The organism is Bacteroidota bacterium (genome assembly GCA_016722565.1).
Lineage (GTDB): Bacteria > Bacteroidota > Bacteroidia > 2-12-FULL-35-15 > 2-12-FULL-35-15 > 2-12-FULL-35-15.
On sequence record JADKIU010000002.1, the window covers coordinates 1,065,332 to 1,085,824 of the forward strand.

A 20,493-nucleotide genomic window follows, 5' to 3' on the forward strand; every position below is an offset into this window, starting at 1 on the left:
CTTTACTTATTAATTAAATATAATGCGCTCATATTACAGTCATTTGCAAGCGGTAAAAAGTACAGGAGAAGAAGTACTTATAACTCAAAAGCCGACCTTTAGATCATCGGCTATATTTCCCGTTTTACACAACAATGACTATTCATCAAAAGTTGTTTTTATGGGTTATTGGCTCTTGAAAAGAAACATCAAAGAAATAGGATTGCTTTATACCCTTCGAAGTGCCGAAGGAACAATATTATCTAGAAAATATTTACTTATAGATTCTGCCAAAGCATTTTCAATTCAATTAAGCGAATTCAGCGATAGTATTGATACTAATTTTATTGGTTCATTAGAGCTTGAAATATTTTCAACACAAGATCTTGTTTATCCTTATCCTGCATTTGTTCTGATTTATTTTGGAGATCATTTTTCCACAGCTGTTCATACGGTTGGTCGCATTTATAACGACATGGAGGATCTTGCAAAAAACGAAGAATATAAAGTTCGTGAATCAGGGTTTGATATATACGGCAATGATAATTTATCCCCTTTTGTTGCTTTTACTAATGGGCCAGTCAAAAACGACCAACCACAAATCACTTATGAAATTAATGGTCCTGAACAAAAAACTGTCAAGGGCTCCTTCAATATATCTCAAGTAAAACCATTCGAAACTGTTTTTATAAAACTAAAAGAACATATAGATCTTGCAACTATTTTAAACGGGGAAGCTGGCTCAATCAAAATCGGACATAACCTAGAAGGCTTCTTCCCAAGATTTGCAGTTGGTAATTTTGACGAACATAAAAAATCAGTGAGTATCACACATTCTTACTACGACTGCTCTTCATTATCAGATGAAAAATCTTTTTGGAATCGTAAAGATGAACTAATGAACGACAGTTCTGTTTCCATTCCGCTTTATATAACAGGAAATTTGTATACACGAATTGCTATTTACCCGATTTTTTCACCTTCCGACTTCTCACTTTCATATGCTTTTTATAATGAGAGCGGACAACTTATAAAGTTCTTGGAGCACTATCACTTGATAAAAAGCGATGAAAATGCATACGAACAAATCGACTTCAAATCAATTCTTCAAAAAGAAAAGATTGACCTCGACAAACCAAAAACCGTTAATCTTATCTGTAACTGGCAAGACAAAAACAAGATTCCAACACGTGTCAAATTTGGATTAAATATTGGAAAAGAAAGCGAAACACCTGAACTACCAACTAACATCTGTTTTGCACCTCAATTAGGAAATCCTGCTGTTTTGAAAAAAACAGGAACTTTCCGCTGGGCTCCTTTTATCAATATTGGAAGGTCAGAAGTTGTATTAACCAACTCCTCTTCGCTAAAGCAATATTCAACGCCTGCGAATGTGAAATTAAGTTTTCATAGAGAATGTGATGATCAAAGGATTCATCGGGAAATTAGTATTCCAGGCAATGGAAGTTTAACAATCGATTTGGGAACAGACAAAGAAATATCTTCTTTTTTAAATGAAAAAAGCGGATGGTTAACAGCGGTTTCTGATAATCCATTTTTAAACGGCTACTATTTTGATTTTTTTGAAAGCGGCTCAGTTGGAGCTGATCATATATTTTAATTTTAAACATTCAATCAATGAAAACAAAACAAATTGACTTTTGGAAAAGCGATTTCGGAAAAGAATACACAGATAGATGTTCACGCTCAGCCGAAGAGTGGGATAAATTTTATGTCAATACCTGGGGAAAAACAAAAATAGAAATGAATCAAAGTTTTCTTGGTTCCTTATCAAAAGATATAAAGATATTAGAAGTAGGTTGTAATACTGGAATGCAATTAAACGGATTGCAGCGTATGAACTTTGAAAATATTTATGGAGTAGAACTTCAATCTTATGCTGTTGAAGAAGCAAAAAAATATACAAAGAATATAAATATTATTTGCGGCTCAGGGTTTGACCTTCCTTTTAAAGATAAGTATTTTGATGTAGTTTGCACCAATGGAGTTCTTATACATATTTCACCTGATGATTTACCAAAAATAATGAGCGAGATGTATCGATGCTCAAAAAAATATATTTGGGGTTTTGAATACTTTGCAGAAAATATTACGGAGATAGATTATCGTGGAAACAAAAATTATCTATGGAAAGCCGACTATGCAAGCTTGTTTATGAAACAGTTTCCCGATTTAAAATTGGTTAAACGTGAAAAATATCCATACATAACCAATCCAGAGAATGTTGATCACATGTACCTTTTAGAAAAACAATAAGCCGTGATGACACCAGTTTCTATTAACAATTTTTTTAATGACAAAAACCCTTGGACACTGCGTTTGTTGGGGCATGTCCCTTTCCAGAAAAACAGAGATATTGAACAAGTAGAAAACGAATATAACTTAGACAAATATGCTAAACTTCTTGCATTTGACTTTAAAACGGTTGAAGAATATAAAGCGAAAGAATTTGAATTAGGTGGCATGAATCCAATAACTGGAGAAATGCATATTTCATGTGGCGAAGAGATATTTAAAACAAGTGTAAAAGTTGCCAGAGAAAAATATTACGAACTAATTTTATCAACTTTAAAAAAATACCCATCAAAAAATTATTGTGAACTAGGCTGTGGCTATGGTTACAATCTACATTTAATCGGTAGCAACGCCTACGGAGGTGAGTATTCAATAAACGCAGTAAATCTTGGAAAAAAAATAGGCTTACCTGTAACCGAATTCAATTACTACAACGAAAAAGATTATGATTTTATAATGCCTGACACAACTATTTTTACAGCTCATAGCATTGAACAAATTCCTGATGCTACAATTATCATCAACAATCTGGAAAAACAAAAATCAAAAATAAATTATGTTGTTCACTTCGAACCCACTGTAATAAAAGAGCGAACAAGCCTGCTTGGACTAATGCGGAACAAATACATGGAACTGAATGATTATAACAGAAATCTATTGACCATCTTGCAAGAAAGAAACGACATAGAAATTCTGGAATTAAACAAAGATATTTTCGGATTGGTTCCATTAAATACAACCAACCTGATTGTTTGGAAATTTAAAAAATAACACGTGCCTGCTACTACTCCACATATCGGTATCATTTCACAAGCAAGAATGACGAGTTCCCGTTTACCTGGAAAAATTTTTAAGAAAATCAACAGAAAATCATTGTTACAATACCATATTGAACGGTTACAAAAAACAGGGTTCGACATTGCAATTGCCACTACAACAAATGCAACGGATGATGTTGTTGCTGATTTTGCAGCCAAACAAACCATTGCTTGTCACCGTGGAAGCGAAAACAATGTACTCAGCAGATTTTACCAAACTGCTATAAAATTCAACTATGATATTATTGTAAGGGTAACTTCCGACTGCCCCTTAATAGATCAACATCTTATTCGAAATGCTGTGGAAAAATACATGCAATTCAACAACCCCAATTTATATATTAGCAATAGTATTGAACGGACATTTGCAAGAGGTTTTGATTTTGAAATATTTTCATTTCAATTGTTAGAAGATGCCTTCAAAAATGCGACTGACAAATCAGATCTGGAACATGTTACGCCTTACATTTGGAAAAACAAATCTGGAAAAACTGATTTCTATTTCATAAAACAAACCACTGACAACAGTCACCTCAGAATAACAGTGGATACATCCGAAGATTTTGAATTAATCAAAGTTTTAATTGAAAAACATCAGGCAGATACATTACCTTATTCAGAAATAGAAACTATTCTATTGAAGCACCCTGAACTGGTTGCTTTGAACGCACACATCGAACAGAAAAAAGCTTAACAACATGGCAAAAGAACTCAATATCGACAAAGCAAGTTTTGAAAGAGACGGATATGTTGTGGTGAAAAACGTTTTCACAGCAGAAGAAATTAACACCTTGCGAAAAGAAGCATATCAACAATACGAAATCGACAAAGAGAAAAAGTTGGACTTTCTGGTTACCAACATGAAAACAAAAGCGAAATACACTCGTGGAGATTTATTGAGCAAAGAACTACTGCGTCATGCGTTATTAGACGAACGTATTTTAAAAATTGCAAAAACCATTCTAGGAAAAATGAAATAATCTATTTTGGAGACAGTTCATATCAAATTGGAACGGGAACACGTGGCTTTCACCGCGATTGCATCGACCGCACAAATTTGGATGGACCAGATTGGCAAGGTGAGTATACGTTGGTGCGATTAGGAATTTATTTGCAGGATCATAAAAATTATAGCGGAGGATTAAAAATAAAATTGGGAACCCACAAACAAGCTGACGGAAAACCAGTTTTTGTAGACAGCGAAGTGGGTGATGTTGCAATCTGGAGTTTAAAAACCGTTCACAGTGGAAATGCTGTACGACTAAAATTATTTCCGAATTATTCAATCAACACTTCGGGAAAAGAAAATATAATTCCAGAATTTCTTAAAAAAGATCAGCAGCACGAACGGATTTCTTTATTCATGACGTATGCTTTAAAATCCAGTCATTTAGACCGTTACATCAACGAGTATACATTAAAAAGAAAAGACACAATTGAACATGCGAAAGCATCTAAGTTCGATGATTCGGTAGTTTCATTGGCCAAACAAAGAGGCGTAGAGATTCTGAAACCAATCCCCGAATACGGTGGTTAATTTTTCAACGACATGCAGTTCAAAATGAAACGTAAAATAATATTTCGCGCTGATGGTGGAAAGTCAATCGGAATGGGGCATGTTGTTCGAAGTTGTGCATTGGCAGCAATGTTGAAAGATAATTTCACTATTGTTTTTGCCATCCAACAGCCGATTGAAAGCGTTTTGAAAACAATTCATTCTGTAACAGAAACGATTCTGCACCTTCCGCTTACCGAAGATTTTGATCAGGATGCTGTCAACTTCTCAGAGTTTTTGGAATCAACGGATATTGTTGTTTTGGATGGTTATAACTTTAAAACCGATTACCAAAAAACGATTCAAAAAAAAGGCTGTAAATTACTTGTAATTGATGATCTTCATAGCTGGCATCACTTTGCTGATGCAATTTTAAACCATGCAGACGGAATAAAAGAGTCGGTTTATTCAAAAGAAAATAACAGCAAACTCTATCTTGGTTTAGATTATGTTTTGTTACGCAAACCATTTTTGGAAAATACCTCAGAAACAAGAAAAATAAGTGCTGTTAAAAAAGCATTTATCAGTATGGGAGCTGCGGATATAAATAATCTGACACAGAAATTTACTGAAGGACTTATTCAAATAAAGGAGATTGAAGAAATACATCTCATGCTGGGTTCCATCAATCCAAACCTTACAAGCATTGATACTCTCATTGCAAACAATAAACAAATTAAAATAATCAAACACTTTGAAATTTCGGCTGAACAATTAGCTGACTTGCTAAAAAAGTGCGACATCGCTATTTGTCCTGCCAGCAGCATCTCACTTGAATGCTGTGCAATTGGAATCGGATTGATTTCCGGCTACACTGCCGAAAATCAAAAAGGAATACTTCAGGGATTGGCAAATAAAAATGTCATTCTCAATTTAGGTGATTTTAATGAAATAGCAGTAGCAACAATTACTGCAGAGCTAAAAAGAATCGTTGACACGCCTCAACAATTAAATCAACTAATCGAAAATCAGAAAAAGTTGATTGACGGAAATTCCCCAGCAAGATTGCTAAAAATAGTTAAAGAGCTGATTTCCGAGAAAATACACTTTAGATTTGCAAAGGAAACGGATGTTGATGTTTATTACAAATGGACCAACGACCCTGCTGTGAGAATTAATTCATACAATCAGTCAGAAGTTACGTATGAAAATCATGTAAAATGGTTTCATTCGAAATTAGCTTCTCAGAATTGTTTTATGTATTATTTTTTAAACGAAGAAAACATTCCTATCGGGCAAATACGCATTGAGAAAGGTGAAAAAGAGACGGTAATCGGAATATCAATCGACTCGACACAGCGTGGAAAAGGCCTTGCAAGTAGAATGCTTAAAATGGCTTCTGAAGATTACTTAAAAAAGCATACCTTAGAAGTGATTACTGCATACATTAAAGTAGAAAACACATCCTCCTATCAGAGTTTTATTAAAGCTGGTTACGGGAACGAAGAGCTGGTTACCGAGCAAGGAAGTAAGAGTTATAAATTAATAAAAAAATCAGTTTAGAATGACTGACATAAAAATTGGAAACTACATCATAGGAAATGGCCACAAGCCATTTATCATTGCTGAAATGAGCGGCAACCATAATCAATCGCTTGACCGAGCATTGGAATTGGTAGATGCGGCAGCCGAAGCAGGTGCTCATGCATTAAAACTTCAAACGTACACTGCAGATACAATCACAATGAAAGGTGCAATGACCATTGACGATAAAAATTCTTTGTGGAATGGAAAGGAGCTACACGATCTTTACAAAATGGCTTATACTCCATGGGAATGGCACAAAGCAATATTTGACCGGGCAAAAGAAAAAGGAATGATTGCATTCAGCTCTCCCTTCGATGAGACTGCAGTAGATTTTTTAGAATCGCTGAATGTTCCCCTCTATAAAATCGCATCGTTTGAAAACACACATCACCCTTTATTGAAAAAAGTCGCTGCCACCGGAAAACCTGTTATCATTTCAAGTGGCGTAACAACTCGTGAAGACATTACAGAAAGTATCGAAGTATTGAGAAAAGCAGGTTGCAAAAACATTATTTTATTAAAATGCACCAGTACATATCCTGCAACTCCCGAAAACACAAATCTTTTAACGATTCCTGATTTCATAAATTCATTCAACTGTATTGTGGGATTATCCGATCACACCATGGGAGTTGGTGCGTCTGTTGCAGCTGTTGCATTGGGAGCAAGAGTAATAGAGAAACATTTTACGCTCAGAAGAGCTGACGGAGGTGTTGACAGTGCTTTTTCATTAGAACCGGAAGAATTGAAATCCTTGGTTGTTGAAACTGAACGAGCTTTTTTATCATTAGGAGAAATTCAAAAAGGAATTTTACCTGCTGAGGAAAAAAGCGTACAATTCAAGCGCTCCATCTTTGTTTCTAAAGACGTAAAAAAGGGAGAAATCTTATCTGCAGAAAATTTAAAAATTATTCGCCCAGCAAAAGGCTTAACACCAAAGCATTGGGATGAAGTGGTTGGAAAAACCGCAAAAGCAGATATAAAAGCTGGAACGCCTTTAAGCTGGGACTGCATCTAAAATTTAGGAATAAGGATTATTAAATAATTAAAGTAAATCCTAATTCTAAAAATCCTTAATCCGGAATTTCAAATGGGAATAATAGAAAAACAAGCTACAAAAAATGCCATCTACTCTTATTTAGGAGCAGGCTTAGGCTTTTTTACAGTTATGTGGATGGCGCACCTTTTAACTCCTGCCGAAAATGGCGCCAGAGGCTTGTTAATTTCCTACTCCGCTTTGTTTGCTCAATTTGCTAACCTAGGTTTTACTTCTGTGACCAATCGTTTTTTTCCTTATTTCAGAAATAAAGAAAAAGGACATCATGGATTTTTATTTTATGCCCTCATCATTACTCTCATTGGCTTTTTATTATGCTATATTGTTTTCATTTTTCTTCAACCACAACTCATTGAAAAAAGCCAGGAAAAATCTCCCCTATTTATTACATTTTTGTATTACCTAATGCCATTAACTTTTTTCACTGTATTCTTTAATATATTCGATAGTTACTTAAGAGCATGTTATAGCTCTGTTATTGGATCCTTTAGTAAGGATTTTTTACAAAGAGTGCTAATTCTCATTGTGCTGACGTTCTATTTTTTAAAACTAATCGACTTCAAAGTTTTTATTCTACTTTACATTGTTGTCACATGCTTATCAACTATCATATTGCTAGTTTATATCATTTTGCAAAAAGAATGGCATGTAAGACCTGTCCGCGGTTTTATGAGTAAGGAACTGAGAACAGAAATGGTGAAGCTGGGCACCTACTCCATCCTTGCGGGTGGCGCAGGAGCAGTAGTTCTTAACATTGATGCCATAATGGTTAATTCTATATTGGGTGAAGAAAAAACAGGAATCTATTCCATTGCTTTTCAAATCGGTACCATCATTTTAATTCCCGCGCGCTCGTTGTATCGTATCATGACCAGTATAGTAGCAGAAGCATTCAAAAAAGACGATATCAAAGAAGTTGCAGCACTTTACAGAAAGTCATGTAATAGTCAATTAGCTATTGGAATATTATTGTTTATCGGAGTGTTTGTGAATATTGACAATATTATGCAGTTAATACCAGCAGAATATGCATCCGGGAAAAACGTAATTTTAATTTTGAGTTTAGGTTATTTAATAGAAATGGCAACCGGCATCAATCAAGTGATTATCGCAAATTCAAAATACTATAAGTACGATACATTTTTCGTATTCTTGATGGTAGGGGTTGTTATCATTGCCAACCTCATCTTTATTCCTATTTATGGGATCATGGGGTCAGCAATTGCAACAGCGCTTACTGTTTCCGCAAACAATTTTTTACGCTTCTTATTTTTAAAAATAAAATACAACATGCAACCTTATGATCTCAATTCACTAAAAATTATTCTGATTGCAGTGGTGTCTATCCTTCCAAGTTTGTTCATTCCCGCACTCAACAAATACGTTGATATCGTTTTAAGGAGTGGAATTGTAGGTGGTATATTTATTTTATTAATGCTAAAAACAGAAGCAACACCGGAATTGAATAATAAAATCCGAAAAAATCTGAAACGGTTTTTATGACTTTTATCTTATTAAACTTACAAAACCAGTAAGTGCTTCGACATCATCTCCACGTTCTTTAACGCTCAGAATATAATAGTAAAGACCCGCATTTGCCATTACATTATCTTTATCACCACCATTCCATACAACACTTTCTGGATCATTTGTTTCAAACACCAATTGTCCCCATCGATTAAATATTAGCAATTCATAAACATAACAATTTGAAAAATAGTTAATCCTGAATTCATCATTTATTCCATCTCCATTTGGAGTAAATACATTGGGAATTTGGATAGAAGATTCAACAATAGAAGCAACTGTTACAACTTGCTGAATTGAATCAGAACATTGAAAACCAGGATTAGTAGTAAAAACAACATTATAAACTCCATCTGAATAATTATTTATAGGGTTTTCTAGCGTACTATAAACGCCATTACCAAAATCCCAGAAATAAGATTGAGCTCCTACAGACAAATTTTGAAACAAAATTTGGTGTTCACATTCATCATATGAAAACGAAAATAAAGCTGGAACATAATCAGCAACAGTAACAATAACTGTATCTATATCATCCAAACAAAAAACTCCCGAAGCAGAAACAAAGTATACAGATGTTGACGAAGGCGTAACTGTAATGGATGGAGCACTTGCTGAACTGGCTCCAGACCAAATGTAGGTTGAAGCACCAGAAGCTGTTAAAGTAACACTTTGACCTGAACAAATGCTCGTTAATCCTGAAACAGATATATTAGGCTGGGGTTCAACAAAAACCAATACGGTGTCCGTATCATTGCCACAGGCATTTGTTAACCCTGTTACATAATAAGTTGTTGTTAAAGTTGGGGAAACAAGAACACTTGAACCGATCGAACTAATTCCTCCTGACCAAACATAAGCTGTGCTACCTGAACTACTTAATGTTAAAGATTGTCCTGAACAAATACTATCAGAAGCAGAAGTTGAAATATTCACTAACTCATCAACAACTACTGTAATTGTATCCAACAAAATACCACAACTAGATGTATCGCCTATAACATAATATGTCGTAGTTACCAAAGGGGAAACAATAATAGTACTTGAGGTTGAACTATCACCTCCAGCCCATTGATAAATAGAGCTACCTGTTGCTGTTAACGTTGTACTTTGACCTAAACATATTTCATTTATTCCAGTAATATTTATGTTTGGCGAAGTAGTAACTTTTATCATAAAATTAGGAATCCCGGCTAAACTCATCTTTCCAGAAAGTGAAAGAGTTGAACTAGAATAACCACAAGCTAAGCCTAAAACATTTGGGTTATTAATAACATCAAGATTAGTAGGACCAGTTGAGCCAGTTGTGGTTTTCGCAACATAAATTTTGCCATCAACTCCAAGTTGCATAGCGCATAAATAATCTATACCCGTTCCAACCAAAACAGAAGAAGCTATAACTGCAGCCGGAGAACCTGCTAATAAATTGAATTGAAACACCTGCTTTGAAAGAGCACTACTACAATAAAGTACATTTCCATTTGGGGAGAATTCAACTCCAGAACAGATATTGAAAGTAGGAGAACTAATTGAAATAGGATTAGAAAGTATACCTAAATTAATATCAAAATCAAAAACTTCAAATTTCTTATAATCACCCATCGCCAAAGCAACTTTATGACCTTGTTGAGAAAACTTCATTGACCCGATTGAATTCAAAGTTGATCCAGAATGAATACTACCTACACTGCTAATAACGCTTGGACTAATACCTGATGTGGTTATCCGATCAGCAAAAAAATTACTTGTTCCCCACTCATGTGATAACAACCAAATGTTTCCATCACATCCTTGTATGGCAGTTTGTTTTTCAGATACAATACTATGCAATAAAACATTCTTTGCGGAGGAAACAACATCTCCAAAACCTGAATTTAAAGTCATATCAACGATTGAATACTTCATTGCTCCTCCAAGTTCATAAATGGTGAAAATATAATATTTATTTACATCCCCTGGAATGGGAACAATTAATGCCGACTGCGTAGTGGAGATATGACCTGACAAACCTGTTCCGTTGGGCATCACACTATGACTTCGATCCCAAACAGTTATACCATCAGTATAGAAAAGTAAATTACCAAGATTATCACTTATTGTAGAACACCCCTCTTGAGTATTAAGCATACCATCTGTTAAAGCAACTGGAGACCCGGAATTAAAATCCAAACCAGCGTGATTACCGAAATACCAAATATTTTTTTCTCCTTGAGCGCACAACTCACCGGTTATAAATGGTAAATACAAGCATAGGATAAAAAATTTTAATCGGCTCATAGAACAAGAATCAATACTAACAAATTAAATATAACCACTTATTCTTTCTTTCTCCAAGCCAAAAACAAGGCAATTCCGGCAAAAACAAACAAGGACAAACAACTTACCAGCGCAATTTTTTCGCCTGTGTAATATTTTTGTGGCTCAAATTTAAATTCAACAGTATGCTTACCTGCAGGAACGCGCATTGCACGCAATACCCAATCGCCACAAAAAAACGTTTTCTTTTCTCCATCCACGTAGGCAACCCAATCCTTATAATAAATCTCAGAAAACACCGTCAATTGTTCTGAAGTTGAATTATAGGCATATGTCAAATGATTCGGTTTATAGTCCGTTAATGTTATCGTAGCCGAAGGATCTGCCTTCGGAGTAAACCCTTCTAATTCTGATTTGTAGCGCTCATCCACCACAATTGTTGTTGCAGGATTAATTTCTCCGACCGCTTTCAACTCTTCATCTGCATTTTTCACCATCTTTACCTCATTCACAAACCATGCATTACCTAAAGCATATCTATTTTGAATGGGCTGAGCTGAAGGGTTGTAAATCAAATAACGCATGTTCAACATATTTAAAACACCTTGCTGCGCAAAAGTTGCTCGTAATGATGAATCAGTTGGATTCGAATTTAAGGTTCCGATAATGTTGGAAATATTATTTCCAATATGCGCTTCTATTAATTCTTGATATCGTCTCAACTTTGCTGCATGATAACCGCCAATTGATTTATGATAAAAAGAAGCTCGTGCTGTATTAAACGGGCCATTTTGTGTATCAGTAATGTCCAACACACGATAATTAGGATCTTTATCCTGCAACACCATTTTATCCGCTTCCGTCATTGGGAAAGGATTCGTAACTTCTTTCTTGCTTGAAAAATTCTTATCATTCAAAAAAGTTTTATCTACCAACGCCAGATCAAACAATATTAAAACACCCATTACCGGAATCAAAATTGCTTTACTAAGTTTCGATTTCACAAATAGCCATACCAGAATTGCACCTATCGAAATAAACAAAAAGCTACGGATCGCTTCCGATTTAAATATTGCGACACGTGCTGCTTCTATATTATCAAATATCTTATCTGCGATTTCTGCTCCGTTTGTTTTTGCATAGTTATTATAAATATCCGCATCTCTGATCCATGTAAAATCAGACAACACCGTTGGCATCAGATAATACATGAGCGACAACCCACCCGTAAGTGCAAAAGAGATAATGAATGCATTTTGAAATGTAATTTCTTTTTGACTAAATGCCAATTTGATTTTTTGTTTGAAGATATCTGGGTTCTTTAATATTTTATCCAATGCTAATACAGCAAGAATCGGAATCGCTAACTCCGCAAGCACCAAAATCATTGAAACCGCTCTAAACTTATTATATCCAGGGAAATAATCTAAAAAGAAACTGGTTAACCACATCATATTTTTCCCCCAAGCCAATGTGATAGAGAAAATTGTAATAGTCAACAAGGCCCATTTCATTCGCCCTTCTACAATAAACAGTCCGAGCACAAATAAGAAAACAACAATCGCTCCCGCATAAGGGGAAGATGTGGTTGGTTGCGCACCCCAATATTGTGGGAAATTAGAAACAACTTCTCTCATTTGAGGATCTAAATCCTTTAATGCCGACTTATTTTCTCCAATCAACATTCCATCGGTTCTTCCTTTAAATCCGGGAATCATCAAGGTCATGGTTTCGGCTTTACCTAAACTCCATTGAGTGGCATAATCCTTATCCAAACCGGAAGTTTTATTGGTTTTGTCTGTCGACAATTCTGATGGACCGCGGATAGTTGATTTTGCATAATCATAGGTATTCCACAAGTTAGATATATTACAGCCAATCGCCAATACACCTGCAATAACAAACACCAATAACCCTTTCAAAATATCCATGTATTGCTTTTGTCTGAAACGTGCTATCCACTCAAAAACAACATAAATCATACAACCCAATGCTAAATAATAAGCAATTTGGGGATGGTTGCACACCAATTCCAAAGCAAAAAACAATCCGGTTAATGCACCTCCTAATAAATATTGCCCTCTGCAAACCAAAATAACACCAGCAAAAACAGGTGCCATATAAGCAATTGCTAATGCCTGTGTATTATGCCCTGCATCAATAATCAAAAAGAAAAAGGCGGAGAAGCCAAAAGCTATCGCACCAACAATACTCAACCATTTATCCACTTTAAGCACCAACAATAAAATGAAAAAACCCATCATATAGGAAAACACCATATTGGCAGGTGTCGGGAATCCCAACATAAACGCATTTCTTAAGGGTGTAATTAAATTGGATGGATAGGTTATTGAAATCTGAAACGTTGGCATCCCTCCAAACATTGAATTCGTCCACAATGCCTCTTCGTTATATTTTTCACGGTGATCAACCACCTCTTTTGACATACCACGGTTTTGAACCATATCACTTTGAACAATTGCTTTCCCTTTCAATAAAGGAGTAAAATAACCGAACGTCAGCACAATAAAAATTACAATTCCTGTAATAATTGGCAAAAGTGATTTCAAATTAATGTTCTTCATAGATAGAATGCTTGTTTATTTTTTCAATGCCCACAAATATAAGCTAAAAAGCCTTTTGTAAAACCGAATAAACTACTCCAGAATTTGTTAAAAATCCCTTTTTTTACCATTAAATAGGTAAGAATGGTCTCTAATATTTCCGTATTTTTGTGCTCGAAATCCTTCAAAAGAAATGAAAAACTTAATTAATTCCGCTTATTTAAGCGAAGAAAAAATAAAAGAAATTCGTGCCCAATTCGAATCTGCTGTTCCCTGCAAACACATTGCATTGCCCAATTTCCTTTTGGACGATGTTGCCAATACCCTTTACGAAAACTTCCCAAAACTGGAAGCCTTGAACGTAAAACGTAAAAGCATCAATGAAAACAAATCGGAGGAATACCATCTTGACAGATACCATCCGCAATTTAATGAGTTGCGCGACTTTCTAAACTCTCCTGAAATGTATGCTTGGATGAGTAAAGTGACCGGCACAGAAGGATTAAGCTCCACCTACGACTCATTGGGCTCAGGCGTTCATCAAGGTGGCCCAGGAAGTTTTGTGGATATCCATGTAGATGTGAACTCCAATACCGCAGCGAAATTGCACAGACGCTACAACCTATTGATTTATTTAAACAAACATTGGAAAGACGAATACGGTGGAGCCTTAGAATTTTGGGATAAGGATGTAAAAAATTGCATGTCGAAAGTGATGCCGTATTTTAATCAAGCAGCGATTATGGTTACGGACGAAACTTCCTACCATGGTTATGCAAAAATCAATATCCCGGAAGGAGAAAGTCGAAAGTCATTCTATTGCTATTACTACACTCCTGTTGGAAAAGATTTTGTTTACCGCGACTCTCGCTTCAAAACTCGTCCGGATGAAAGTATGACGAAAACAGCAATCACCGAAATAAAAGAAACCATAAAAATTAATGCGAAGAAATTTTTAAAATTCTTAGGTGTTACTTCTTTAGATTTTCAAGATAAAAACAAAAAATAATTGGAATTAAACGGAAAAATAGTTTGGATTACTGGAGCTTCATCAGGAATTGGTGAAGCTCTTGCATATACTGCTGCCAAAGAAGGCGCAAAACTTGTTTTATCCGCTCGTAGAGAAGAAGAACTGAAACGAGTTGCCGCAAATTGTTCCACAGGAATCCATTCGGATAAGATTGAAGAACAAAATTATTTTGTACTTCCGCTTGATTTAGAACATACCGATAACATCGAAGAGCAAGTCAATTTGGTGATTCAAAAATTCGGACGAATTGATGTGCTCATCAATAACAGCGGCATGGGACACCGCACCAAAGTGGTGAACACACCCACTGCCATCGACCGAAGAGTGATGGAAGTTAACTTTTTTGGCACCATCAACCTCACCAAAGCGGTTGCCAAAAGAATGCAACATCAAAAAAGCGGCAAACTGGTAGTTGTAACCAGTATTATGGGGAAATACGGGCTCCCACTCTATGCAACTTATTCCGCTTCCAAACATGCTTTATTTGGTTTTTTTGAATCATTGCGACAAGAACTCTACAACGACAACGTAAGTGTGCTCATCGCCACTCCCGGCTTTATCAATACTGATGTAAGCACCAAACTGCTAAAAGAAGACGGAACACCTTATGGTATCAAAAGCGATGCACAAGAAAAAGGGATGTCCGCATTGGATTGTGCAAAAGGAATTGTAAAAGCTATCAAAAACGACCGTGATCATAAATACATCGGTAAGTATGAAATTTTTTCAGTGTATGTAAAACAGTATTTCCCAAAATTGTTTTATAAGTTGATGCGAAAAATGACCAAAGACTAATCAATATTAGTTTTCCTACTGACGAATATCATCTTTTTTATTCCCGATACTCCCTACCCTTGCAGCTGAATTGATTCAGTATGCTGGGATTACAAGTAAACTCATTTGAAGTAAAGAACTTTTTTGTCCAAAAAATTGGTAAAAGCACCTTCGTTTGGCGCATCGTTGAATTCCTGCAAGGACTTTCCTTTACACTTAACTATTGGATACACTACCAATTCAAGCTTTCTTCCAAAACCTCCATTACCGAAATCAACATCGAATTTGTAAGCTATTGCAACCTCAGATGCATCCTCTGCTCACTCGATCACGAGAAAACAAAAGTGAGGATGAATCCGGAAACCTTAAAACACTTCTTCGAAGACTTTCTAAGCGACAAACGCTTTCGAAGCGTCAAAACCATTCATCTTTATAATGCCGGGGAAGTTTTGTTACATCCAAAATTAGAAGAAATGCTTGCCATTATCAAACAATACAAAGAGCAAGCAACTTCGAAAAGAATACATTTTCCAAAAATTGCTTTGCTCACCAATGCAACAATATTGGACAAGGAAAATTCCACAATATTGATTGAATCGGGAGTGCTTGACAATATCCGATTCAGCATGGATGGCGGGAACAAGGAAAAATTTGAAGAAATGCGCCTACGAGCAAAGTGGGATGTATTTGTAAAAAACATTACCACCTTTTGTGAGCTCAATCATCAACAACCAAAACCTATCCCTACCGGAATTATAACTCTTGTTGAATATGAAAACAAACTAAACACCAAATGGATGAGTGATGAATTTAAAAAACTACTCCAAATGGTGGATGGCTATGAACTTCGATATGCGCACAACTGGGGCGGAGAAGTTGAAATTGAAGAACTAAAAAATAAAACTAAAAAAGAGTATAAAATTGGGTGCAGCTTGCTCATGCATCAATTAGTATTATTACCCAATGGCGACATTACCGTATGTTGTGCAGATTTAAATTCAAAAGGTGTAATTGGGAATATTTTAAAAGAAAAACTAGTTGATATCTATTCAAAACCTTTACGCTTAGAGATGCTTCAAAAATTCATGAATGGCAAAAAGAAAGAAATTGACTTGTGTAAAGACTGTGAAACGTTTTAATACAAACCAAAACACTAATCTGACAGAAGTCAGATTATAGTATCCAATCCTCTGACCAGCATCATTTATTCAACTAAACAAACCGTCTAATTTTGCTCGAGTGAATATTACTCTTTCAAATAAACAACTAAAATAAATTATCATGAAAAAAATTACTCTTTTAGCGACTCTGATAGGATTATTTATTTCAACAACGAATTTGATTGCACAAATTCCAAACGGAACTTTTGAAAGTTGGGCAGTTGATATTTATGGCGACAACAATCCTGTTAGCTGGACAACTACGAATAGTGATCCCGACATTAGTGTTACACCTTATTCACCCGCTTATGCCGGAACATATTCGATGAAAGTAAGCACATTTGATCCCGGCTTTATGGCAATTCCTGGTATTGCGGATGTTTCTTTCCCATACAGTCAACGCCCGACTCAGATTAATGCATGTTTTAAAGCGAACATCTTACCGGGCGACAAAGCCTATATCATTGTTGCATTATATCAAGGCGATTCAATTGTTGCTGCACCGGGAGATTGTTCATTTGTAATCGACACCACAATCAGTACATTCACTTGTATGAGCTTTCCAATCACATACCAATCCGCATTAATACCTGACTCTGCTTACATCATGATTGTAGCAGGTTCAAGTTTTGCGCAATTGGGCACAAACATAATTGTAGATAATTTAACATTTAGCTTACCCGCGGATATCGCTACGTATAGTAACAATCAAAATAAAATTACCAGCTATCCAAATCCAACAAGCGCTGAAACATATATTGACCTGAATCTAAATTCCAAAAACAACATCGTTATTTCGGTGTGGGATGCAAAAGGAGCTCTCGTAAATACCATAAACGTGGGTGCAATTGCAGCAGGGAAGGAACAAATCACGTTAAACACAAACACATTAGAGAATGGAATTTACACGTATCATGTAAAAGGAGAAGACATTTCTTATTACGGTAAATTAATCGTTAATAAATAATTGGGAATTTGATTTCTAAAAAATAACCCCGAGACATTCGGGATTTTTTTTACTTTATTTCTTCGAAATCAACATATTCTCCTTCATCATCTCCTACCGATTTCTTTTGAGGAGGCACATAATTCACAGTCGTTTCACCCTCTTTGCGAGAAGTATCTGATGATTGCTTTGCATTTTTTGAGCGGTAAGAATTTACACTGTTCAATATCCTCCAAACAATCCAAACAACTAATATGGTGTAAAAAAATGTCTTTCATTTTATGAATACAAATTTACGTTTTATTAATTATATGAATACATTTGTTCACATAAATATCTTTCTACATGCGATTAACATTAGCATTTATTGGTTCTATGTGGGTGCTTGCATCCTGTGCACCAACACGATTTGTAAAGCCACTGGCAAAAAAACAACATGCGGCCAACGTTTCATTGGGCGGCCCATTAATCAAATATGGAACAGCCACTGTCCCGATTCCCTTCCTTACCGCCAATTATGGTTACGGAATTGATAGCACGTTTACAGGATTTGCTTCTGTAAATATAACCTCCGCACTTTACGGAAATTTCCAATTGGAACTTGGAGCCACCAAACAAGTGCTCCAGCAGAAACAATACTTTCCGGGATTAAGCATTACACCTATCGCAAACATCATCTACAAGAACAAAGATGCCAGAAAACTATATCCGCAATTAGCCATCAATGCATTTTGGGAATACGGCAAACGAAAAAACATTGTGTATGTGGGTGTCGACAATTGGTTTGAACTGGCTTCTAAACGCCAATATGAAATCAAACAAAAAAATCATTGGATGTTTATGCCGATGATTGGACATAGTTTCACCGGTAAAAAATGGAATTTCAACATCGAAGCAAAAGTAATTGCACCCAATTTATCCAACGAAAAATTGGTTGTAGATTATGTAACACCTTTAAATACAAAAGGTGCTTTTGGAGTATACTTAGGAATCACAAGAAAATTTTAAAAACAATCTCTGCGTTCTCTGCGCCTTCTCAGCGGACTCAGCGGTAAAAATTTCACAAATGAAAAAACTATTTTATTTATCATCCATACTTTTATTATCAAGCTGCTTAACACTTGACGAAAATTTATTCAACAATTCTAAATTAGAATCTTACAAACTGGATAATTATACCGGAGAAGTAGATTTTATACTCGACAACTCCTATCACATTCCGGATAGCCTCATTCACCTATTCACATTGCCCTCCAAAGCATCTGGCGAATCAAGCGCTACGACCATTTATGCCATTTACATTGGCGACATTGCACAAATTGCAACGGATACCGTAATCATGTATTGCCATGGTAACAAAGACCACATGGATTTTTATTGGCAGCGCGCAAAATTATTGGCCAATACAAAAAATAAAAATCGTTTTGGAGTATTGATGATAGACTACCGCGGTTACGGCATGTCGGAAGGTGAACCAACAGAAGCTGGTTTATATGCCGATGTGGATGCAGCATTAAACTGGCTAACAACAAAAGGTCTTTCCAACGAACGCTTAGTAATGTATGGATTTAGTATGGGCTCTGCTCCTGCAACAAAATTAAGCGCTGAAAACTGGAGCTTAAAACCTCAAAAATTAATTTTAGAAGCTCCTTTTGCATCTGCCGAAACAATGGTGCAAGATGGCTCCGGATTGGCCATGCCGGGCGACTTTTTCACAACACTCGAAATTAACAACGGAGAAAAAATCAAATCCGTTTCTCAACCTTTCTTTTGGGTACACGGTGAAGCAGATGATTTTTTAAATATTGATACGCATGGTGCACTAGTGTATAGCAACTACCAAGGAAGCTACAAAGAAGCACATCGAATTGCAGGAGCTGGTCATAGCACGGTTCCGCAAACTATGGGTTTTATAAATTACATGAATGCTTTGGGGGATTTTATTGTGTCACAGTAATTTTTGATTATATTTATAGTGATGAAACATTTACTCACTATTTTGTTATTAATTCTAGGATTAGGCTTAAAAGCTCAAACATCAGTATATCATCCTTTCCCCCAGATTAATTCATACTGGAACATTAACAAAAGTTTTTATTGCTGGATTGGAATTCCAGAGTATATAACACAATCCTATTCTGTCATTGTTTCGAATGATACGACAATTGGATCAGAAACATATCACAAACTATTTATACCCTATTTAAGAAGTGATTCAACAGGTTGCACTAGTAATTCTGTTACTCAAGGTATTTATAAAGGGTGTATTCGAGAAGATATTTCAGCAAAAAAAGTATACTATGTTAAACCGTCTTTCAGCACAGAAAAGCTCTTATATGATTTTAATTTACAAGTAGGAGATACAATTTTCGGAGAACTTGAAGCACCGACAAAAGACACAGTTATTTCAATTGACTCAATAGAAACATGGGGCTCTGGTGGAGGCTGGGTTAAACGATGGTTAATTAATTCATGTTACAATATTTACATTATAGAAGGAGTTGGTTCTACTTATGGTCTTATTGAGCCATCTCCGGGTTGTGCACCTGATAATATGGAAAGAGATATCATGTGCATGGTTTGCACCCTCCCTACTACTGGCTATTATTATCCTGCTATCACTGATTGTGATATGATAACTTCTGTCAATTCAATTGCAAAGGATTACAATGTTGAAATTTTTCCAAATCCCTCAAATAACTCATTTCAAATCGACTTCAAAAATCATTTATTTCAGGAACTTACTATTTCTAATTTACTTGGCGACATTGTTTTGAAAGAAAATATTCGTTCGCTAAATAAGTTATTTATTAAAGATCTCGACAACGGCATTTATATTCTTACTCTTGTAGATAAAGACGGTAAAAAACAAACAGAAAGATCATTTGCAGCAAAAAAAAAGACTGAAATCTCTTTCAGTCTTTTTGTTAAATATTAATCCGAGTATATCTGTGCTCTCGATAGCTATCGGGACTGTGGTGAGA

General features: G+C 35.6%; 19 protein-coding genes. 16 read left to right on the forward strand and 3 right to left on the reverse strand.

Translation table 11 applies throughout. The features are described 5' to 3' along the window. Nucleotides 1-22: 22 nt before the first annotated feature. The 9 genes from IPP64_10215 (at nucleotide 23) to IPP64_10255 (ending at nucleotide 8,755) form a co-directional block, all read left to right on the forward strand. Nucleotides 23-1,600 (forward strand): hypothetical protein, encoded by a 1,578-nt coding sequence (locus IPP64_10215; GenBank protein MBL0329770.1) that lies wholly within the window; start codon nucleotides 23-25, stop codon nucleotides 1,598-1,600. 17 nt (nucleotides 1,601-1,617) lie between these two features. Further along, on the forward strand, nucleotides 1,618-2,256 hold the full coding sequence (locus tag IPP64_10220) for a methyltransferase domain-containing protein (GenBank protein MBL0329771.1): 639 nt from the start codon (nucleotides 1,618-1,620) through the stop codon (nucleotides 2,254-2,256). 6 nt (nucleotides 2,257-2,262) lie between these two features. After that, complete coding sequence (locus IPP64_10225; GenBank protein MBL0329772.1) at nucleotides 2,263-3,066, forward strand: hypothetical protein; 804 nt, start codon at nucleotides 2,263-2,265, stop codon at nucleotides 3,064-3,066. A 48-nt stretch (nucleotides 3,067-3,114) separates the two neighbouring features. Then, the gene (locus tag IPP64_10230) at nucleotides 3,115-3,807 is read left to right on the forward strand and encodes a glycosyltransferase family protein (protein MBL0329773.1); all 693 of its coding nucleotides are present in this window, start codon (nucleotides 3,115-3,117) and stop codon (nucleotides 3,805-3,807) included. 4 nt (nucleotides 3,808-3,811) lie between these two features. Continuing rightward, nucleotides 3,812-4,093 carry a phytanoyl-CoA dioxygenase family protein gene (locus tag IPP64_10235; protein ID MBL0329774.1) on the forward strand — a complete coding sequence of 94 codons (282 nt, stop codon included), beginning with the start codon at nucleotides 3,812-3,814 and terminating at the stop codon, nucleotides 4,091-4,093. A 77-nt stretch (nucleotides 4,094-4,170) separates the two neighbouring features. Next, on the forward strand, nucleotides 4,171-4,650 hold the full coding sequence (locus IPP64_10240) for a hypothetical protein (GenBank protein MBL0329775.1): 480 nt from the start codon (nucleotides 4,171-4,173) through the stop codon (nucleotides 4,648-4,650). A gap of 24 nt (nucleotides 4,651-4,674) precedes the next feature. After that, nucleotides 4,675-6,171, forward strand: coding sequence for a UDP-2,4-diacetamido-2,4,6-trideoxy-beta-L-altropyranose hydrolase (gene pseG, locus IPP64_10245; protein ID MBL0329776.1), 1,497 nt, complete (start codon nucleotides 4,675-4,677; stop codon nucleotides 6,169-6,171). Nucleotide 6,172: 1 nt separating this feature from the next. Next, entirely contained in the window at nucleotides 6,173-7,213 is a 1,041-nt protein-coding gene (gene pseI, locus IPP64_10250) for a pseudaminic acid synthase (protein ID MBL0329777.1), read from the forward strand. A 72-nt stretch (nucleotides 7,214-7,285) separates the two neighbouring features. Continuing rightward, nucleotides 7,286-8,755 carry an oligosaccharide flippase family protein gene (locus IPP64_10255; protein MBL0329778.1) on the forward strand — a complete coding sequence of 490 codons (1,470 nt, stop codon included), beginning with the start codon at nucleotides 7,286-7,288 and terminating at the stop codon, nucleotides 8,753-8,755. Nucleotides 8,756-8,758: 3 nt separating this feature from the next. On the opposite strand, the gene IPP64_10260 is transcribed toward IPP64_10255, so the two are convergent. Then, complete coding sequence (locus IPP64_10260) at nucleotides 8,759-11,056, reverse strand: gliding motility-associated C-terminal domain-containing protein (protein MBL0329779.1); 2,298 nt, start codon at nucleotides 11,054-11,056, stop codon at nucleotides 8,759-8,761. Nucleotides 11,057-11,094: 38 nt separating this feature from the next. After that, entirely contained in the window at nucleotides 11,095-13,620 is a 2,526-nt protein-coding gene (locus tag IPP64_10265) for a hypothetical protein (GenBank protein ID MBL0329780.1), read from the reverse strand. Between the two features lie 172 nt (nucleotides 13,621-13,792). Here IPP64_10265 and IPP64_10270 point away from each other — a divergent pair, with 172 nt between their 5' ends. From IPP64_10270 to IPP64_10285, 4 genes are all read left to right on the forward strand, one after another. Beyond that, complete coding sequence (locus IPP64_10270) at nucleotides 13,793-14,608, forward strand: 2OG-Fe(II) oxygenase (GenBank protein MBL0329781.1); 816 nt, start codon at nucleotides 13,793-13,795, stop codon at nucleotides 14,606-14,608. After that, the gene (locus IPP64_10275) at nucleotides 14,609-15,424 is read left to right on the forward strand and encodes an SDR family oxidoreductase (GenBank protein ID MBL0329782.1); all 816 of its coding nucleotides are present in this window, start codon (nucleotides 14,609-14,611) and stop codon (nucleotides 15,422-15,424) included. An 80-nt stretch (nucleotides 15,425-15,504) separates the two neighbouring features. Further along, on the forward strand, nucleotides 15,505-16,542 hold the full coding sequence (locus tag IPP64_10280; protein ID MBL0329783.1) for a radical SAM protein: 1,038 nt from the start codon (nucleotides 15,505-15,507) through the stop codon (nucleotides 16,540-16,542). 142 nt (nucleotides 16,543-16,684) lie between these two features. Continuing rightward, nucleotides 16,685-17,530 carry a T9SS type A sorting domain-containing protein gene (locus IPP64_10285; protein ID MBL0329784.1) on the forward strand — a complete coding sequence of 282 codons (846 nt, stop codon included), beginning with the start codon at nucleotides 16,685-16,687 and terminating at the stop codon, nucleotides 17,528-17,530. 49 nt (nucleotides 17,531-17,579) lie between these two features. On the opposite strand, the gene IPP64_10290 is transcribed toward IPP64_10285, so the two are convergent. Continuing rightward, the gene (locus IPP64_10290; GenBank protein MBL0329785.1) at nucleotides 17,580-17,735 is read right to left on the reverse strand and encodes a DUF4834 family protein; all 156 of its coding nucleotides are present in this window, start codon (nucleotides 17,733-17,735) and stop codon (nucleotides 17,580-17,582) included. A gap of 119 nt (nucleotides 17,736-17,854) precedes the next feature. Between IPP64_10290 and IPP64_10295 the strand changes: the two genes are divergently transcribed. The 3 genes from IPP64_10295 to IPP64_10305 are packed head-to-tail and all read left to right on the forward strand — an operon-like array spanning nucleotide 17,855 to nucleotide 20,447. After that, nucleotides 17,855-18,517: a hypothetical protein gene (locus tag IPP64_10295; GenBank protein MBL0329786.1), complete on the forward strand. Its 663-nt coding sequence runs from the start codon at nucleotides 17,855-17,857 to the stop codon at nucleotides 18,515-18,517. 58 nt (nucleotides 18,518-18,575) lie between these two features. After that, a complete protein-coding gene (locus tag IPP64_10300; GenBank protein MBL0329787.1) occupies nucleotides 18,576-19,466 on the forward strand; it encodes an alpha/beta hydrolase in 891 nt (296 codons plus the stop codon). A 21-nt stretch (nucleotides 19,467-19,487) separates the two neighbouring features. After that, the gene (locus IPP64_10305; protein MBL0329788.1) at nucleotides 19,488-20,447 is read left to right on the forward strand and encodes a T9SS type A sorting domain-containing protein; all 960 of its coding nucleotides are present in this window, start codon (nucleotides 19,488-19,490) and stop codon (nucleotides 20,445-20,447) included. Nucleotides 20,448-20,493 lie beyond the last annotated feature (46 nt).

Coding starts and splice junctions, on each gene's coding strand:
- IPP64_10265 (MBL0329780.1), bottom strand. CDS start 13,620: ATGAAGAACATTAATTTGAAATCACTTTTGCCAATTATTACAGGAATT.
- IPP64_10260 (MBL0329779.1), bottom strand. CDS start 11,056: ATGAGCCGATTAAAATTTTTTATCCTATGCTTGTATTTACCATTTATA.
- IPP64_10295 (MBL0329786.1), top strand. CDS start 17,855: ATGCGATTAACATTAGCATTTATTGGTTCTATGTGGGTGCTTGCATCC.
- IPP64_10280 (MBL0329783.1), top strand. CDS start 15,505: ATGCTGGGATTACAAGTAAACTCATTTGAAGTAAAGAACTTTTTTGTC.
- IPP64_10270 (MBL0329781.1), top strand. CDS start 13,793: ATGAAAAACTTAATTAATTCCGCTTATTTAAGCGAAGAAAAAATAAAA.
- pseI (MBL0329777.1), top strand. CDS start 6,173: ATGACTGACATAAAAATTGGAAACTACATCATAGGAAATGGCCACAAG.
- pseG (MBL0329776.1), top strand. CDS start 4,675: ATGAAACGTAAAATAATATTTCGCGCTGATGGTGGAAAGTCAATCGGA.
- IPP64_10305 (MBL0329788.1), top strand. CDS start 19,488: ATGAAACATTTACTCACTATTTTGTTATTAATTCTAGGATTAGGCTTA.
- IPP64_10225 (MBL0329772.1), top strand. CDS start 2,263: ATGACACCAGTTTCTATTAACAATTTTTTTAATGACAAAAACCCTTGG.
- IPP64_10285 (MBL0329784.1), top strand. CDS start 16,685: ATGAAAAAAATTACTCTTTTAGCGACTCTGATAGGATTATTTATTTCA.
- IPP64_10300 (MBL0329787.1), top strand. CDS start 18,576: ATGAAAAAACTATTTTATTTATCATCCATACTTTTATTATCAAGCTGC.
- IPP64_10255 (MBL0329778.1), top strand. CDS start 7,286: ATGGGAATAATAGAAAAACAAGCTACAAAAAATGCCATCTACTCTTAT.
- IPP64_10235 (MBL0329774.1), top strand. CDS start 3,812: ATGGCAAAAGAACTCAATATCGACAAAGCAAGTTTTGAAAGAGACGGA.
- IPP64_10230 (MBL0329773.1), top strand. CDS start 3,115: ATGACGAGTTCCCGTTTACCTGGAAAAATTTTTAAGAAAATCAACAGA.
- IPP64_10220 (MBL0329771.1), top strand. CDS start 1,618: ATGAAAACAAAACAAATTGACTTTTGGAAAAGCGATTTCGGAAAAGAA.
- IPP64_10215 (MBL0329770.1), top strand. CDS start 23: ATGCGCTCATATTACAGTCATTTGCAAGCGGTAAAAAGTACAGGAGAA.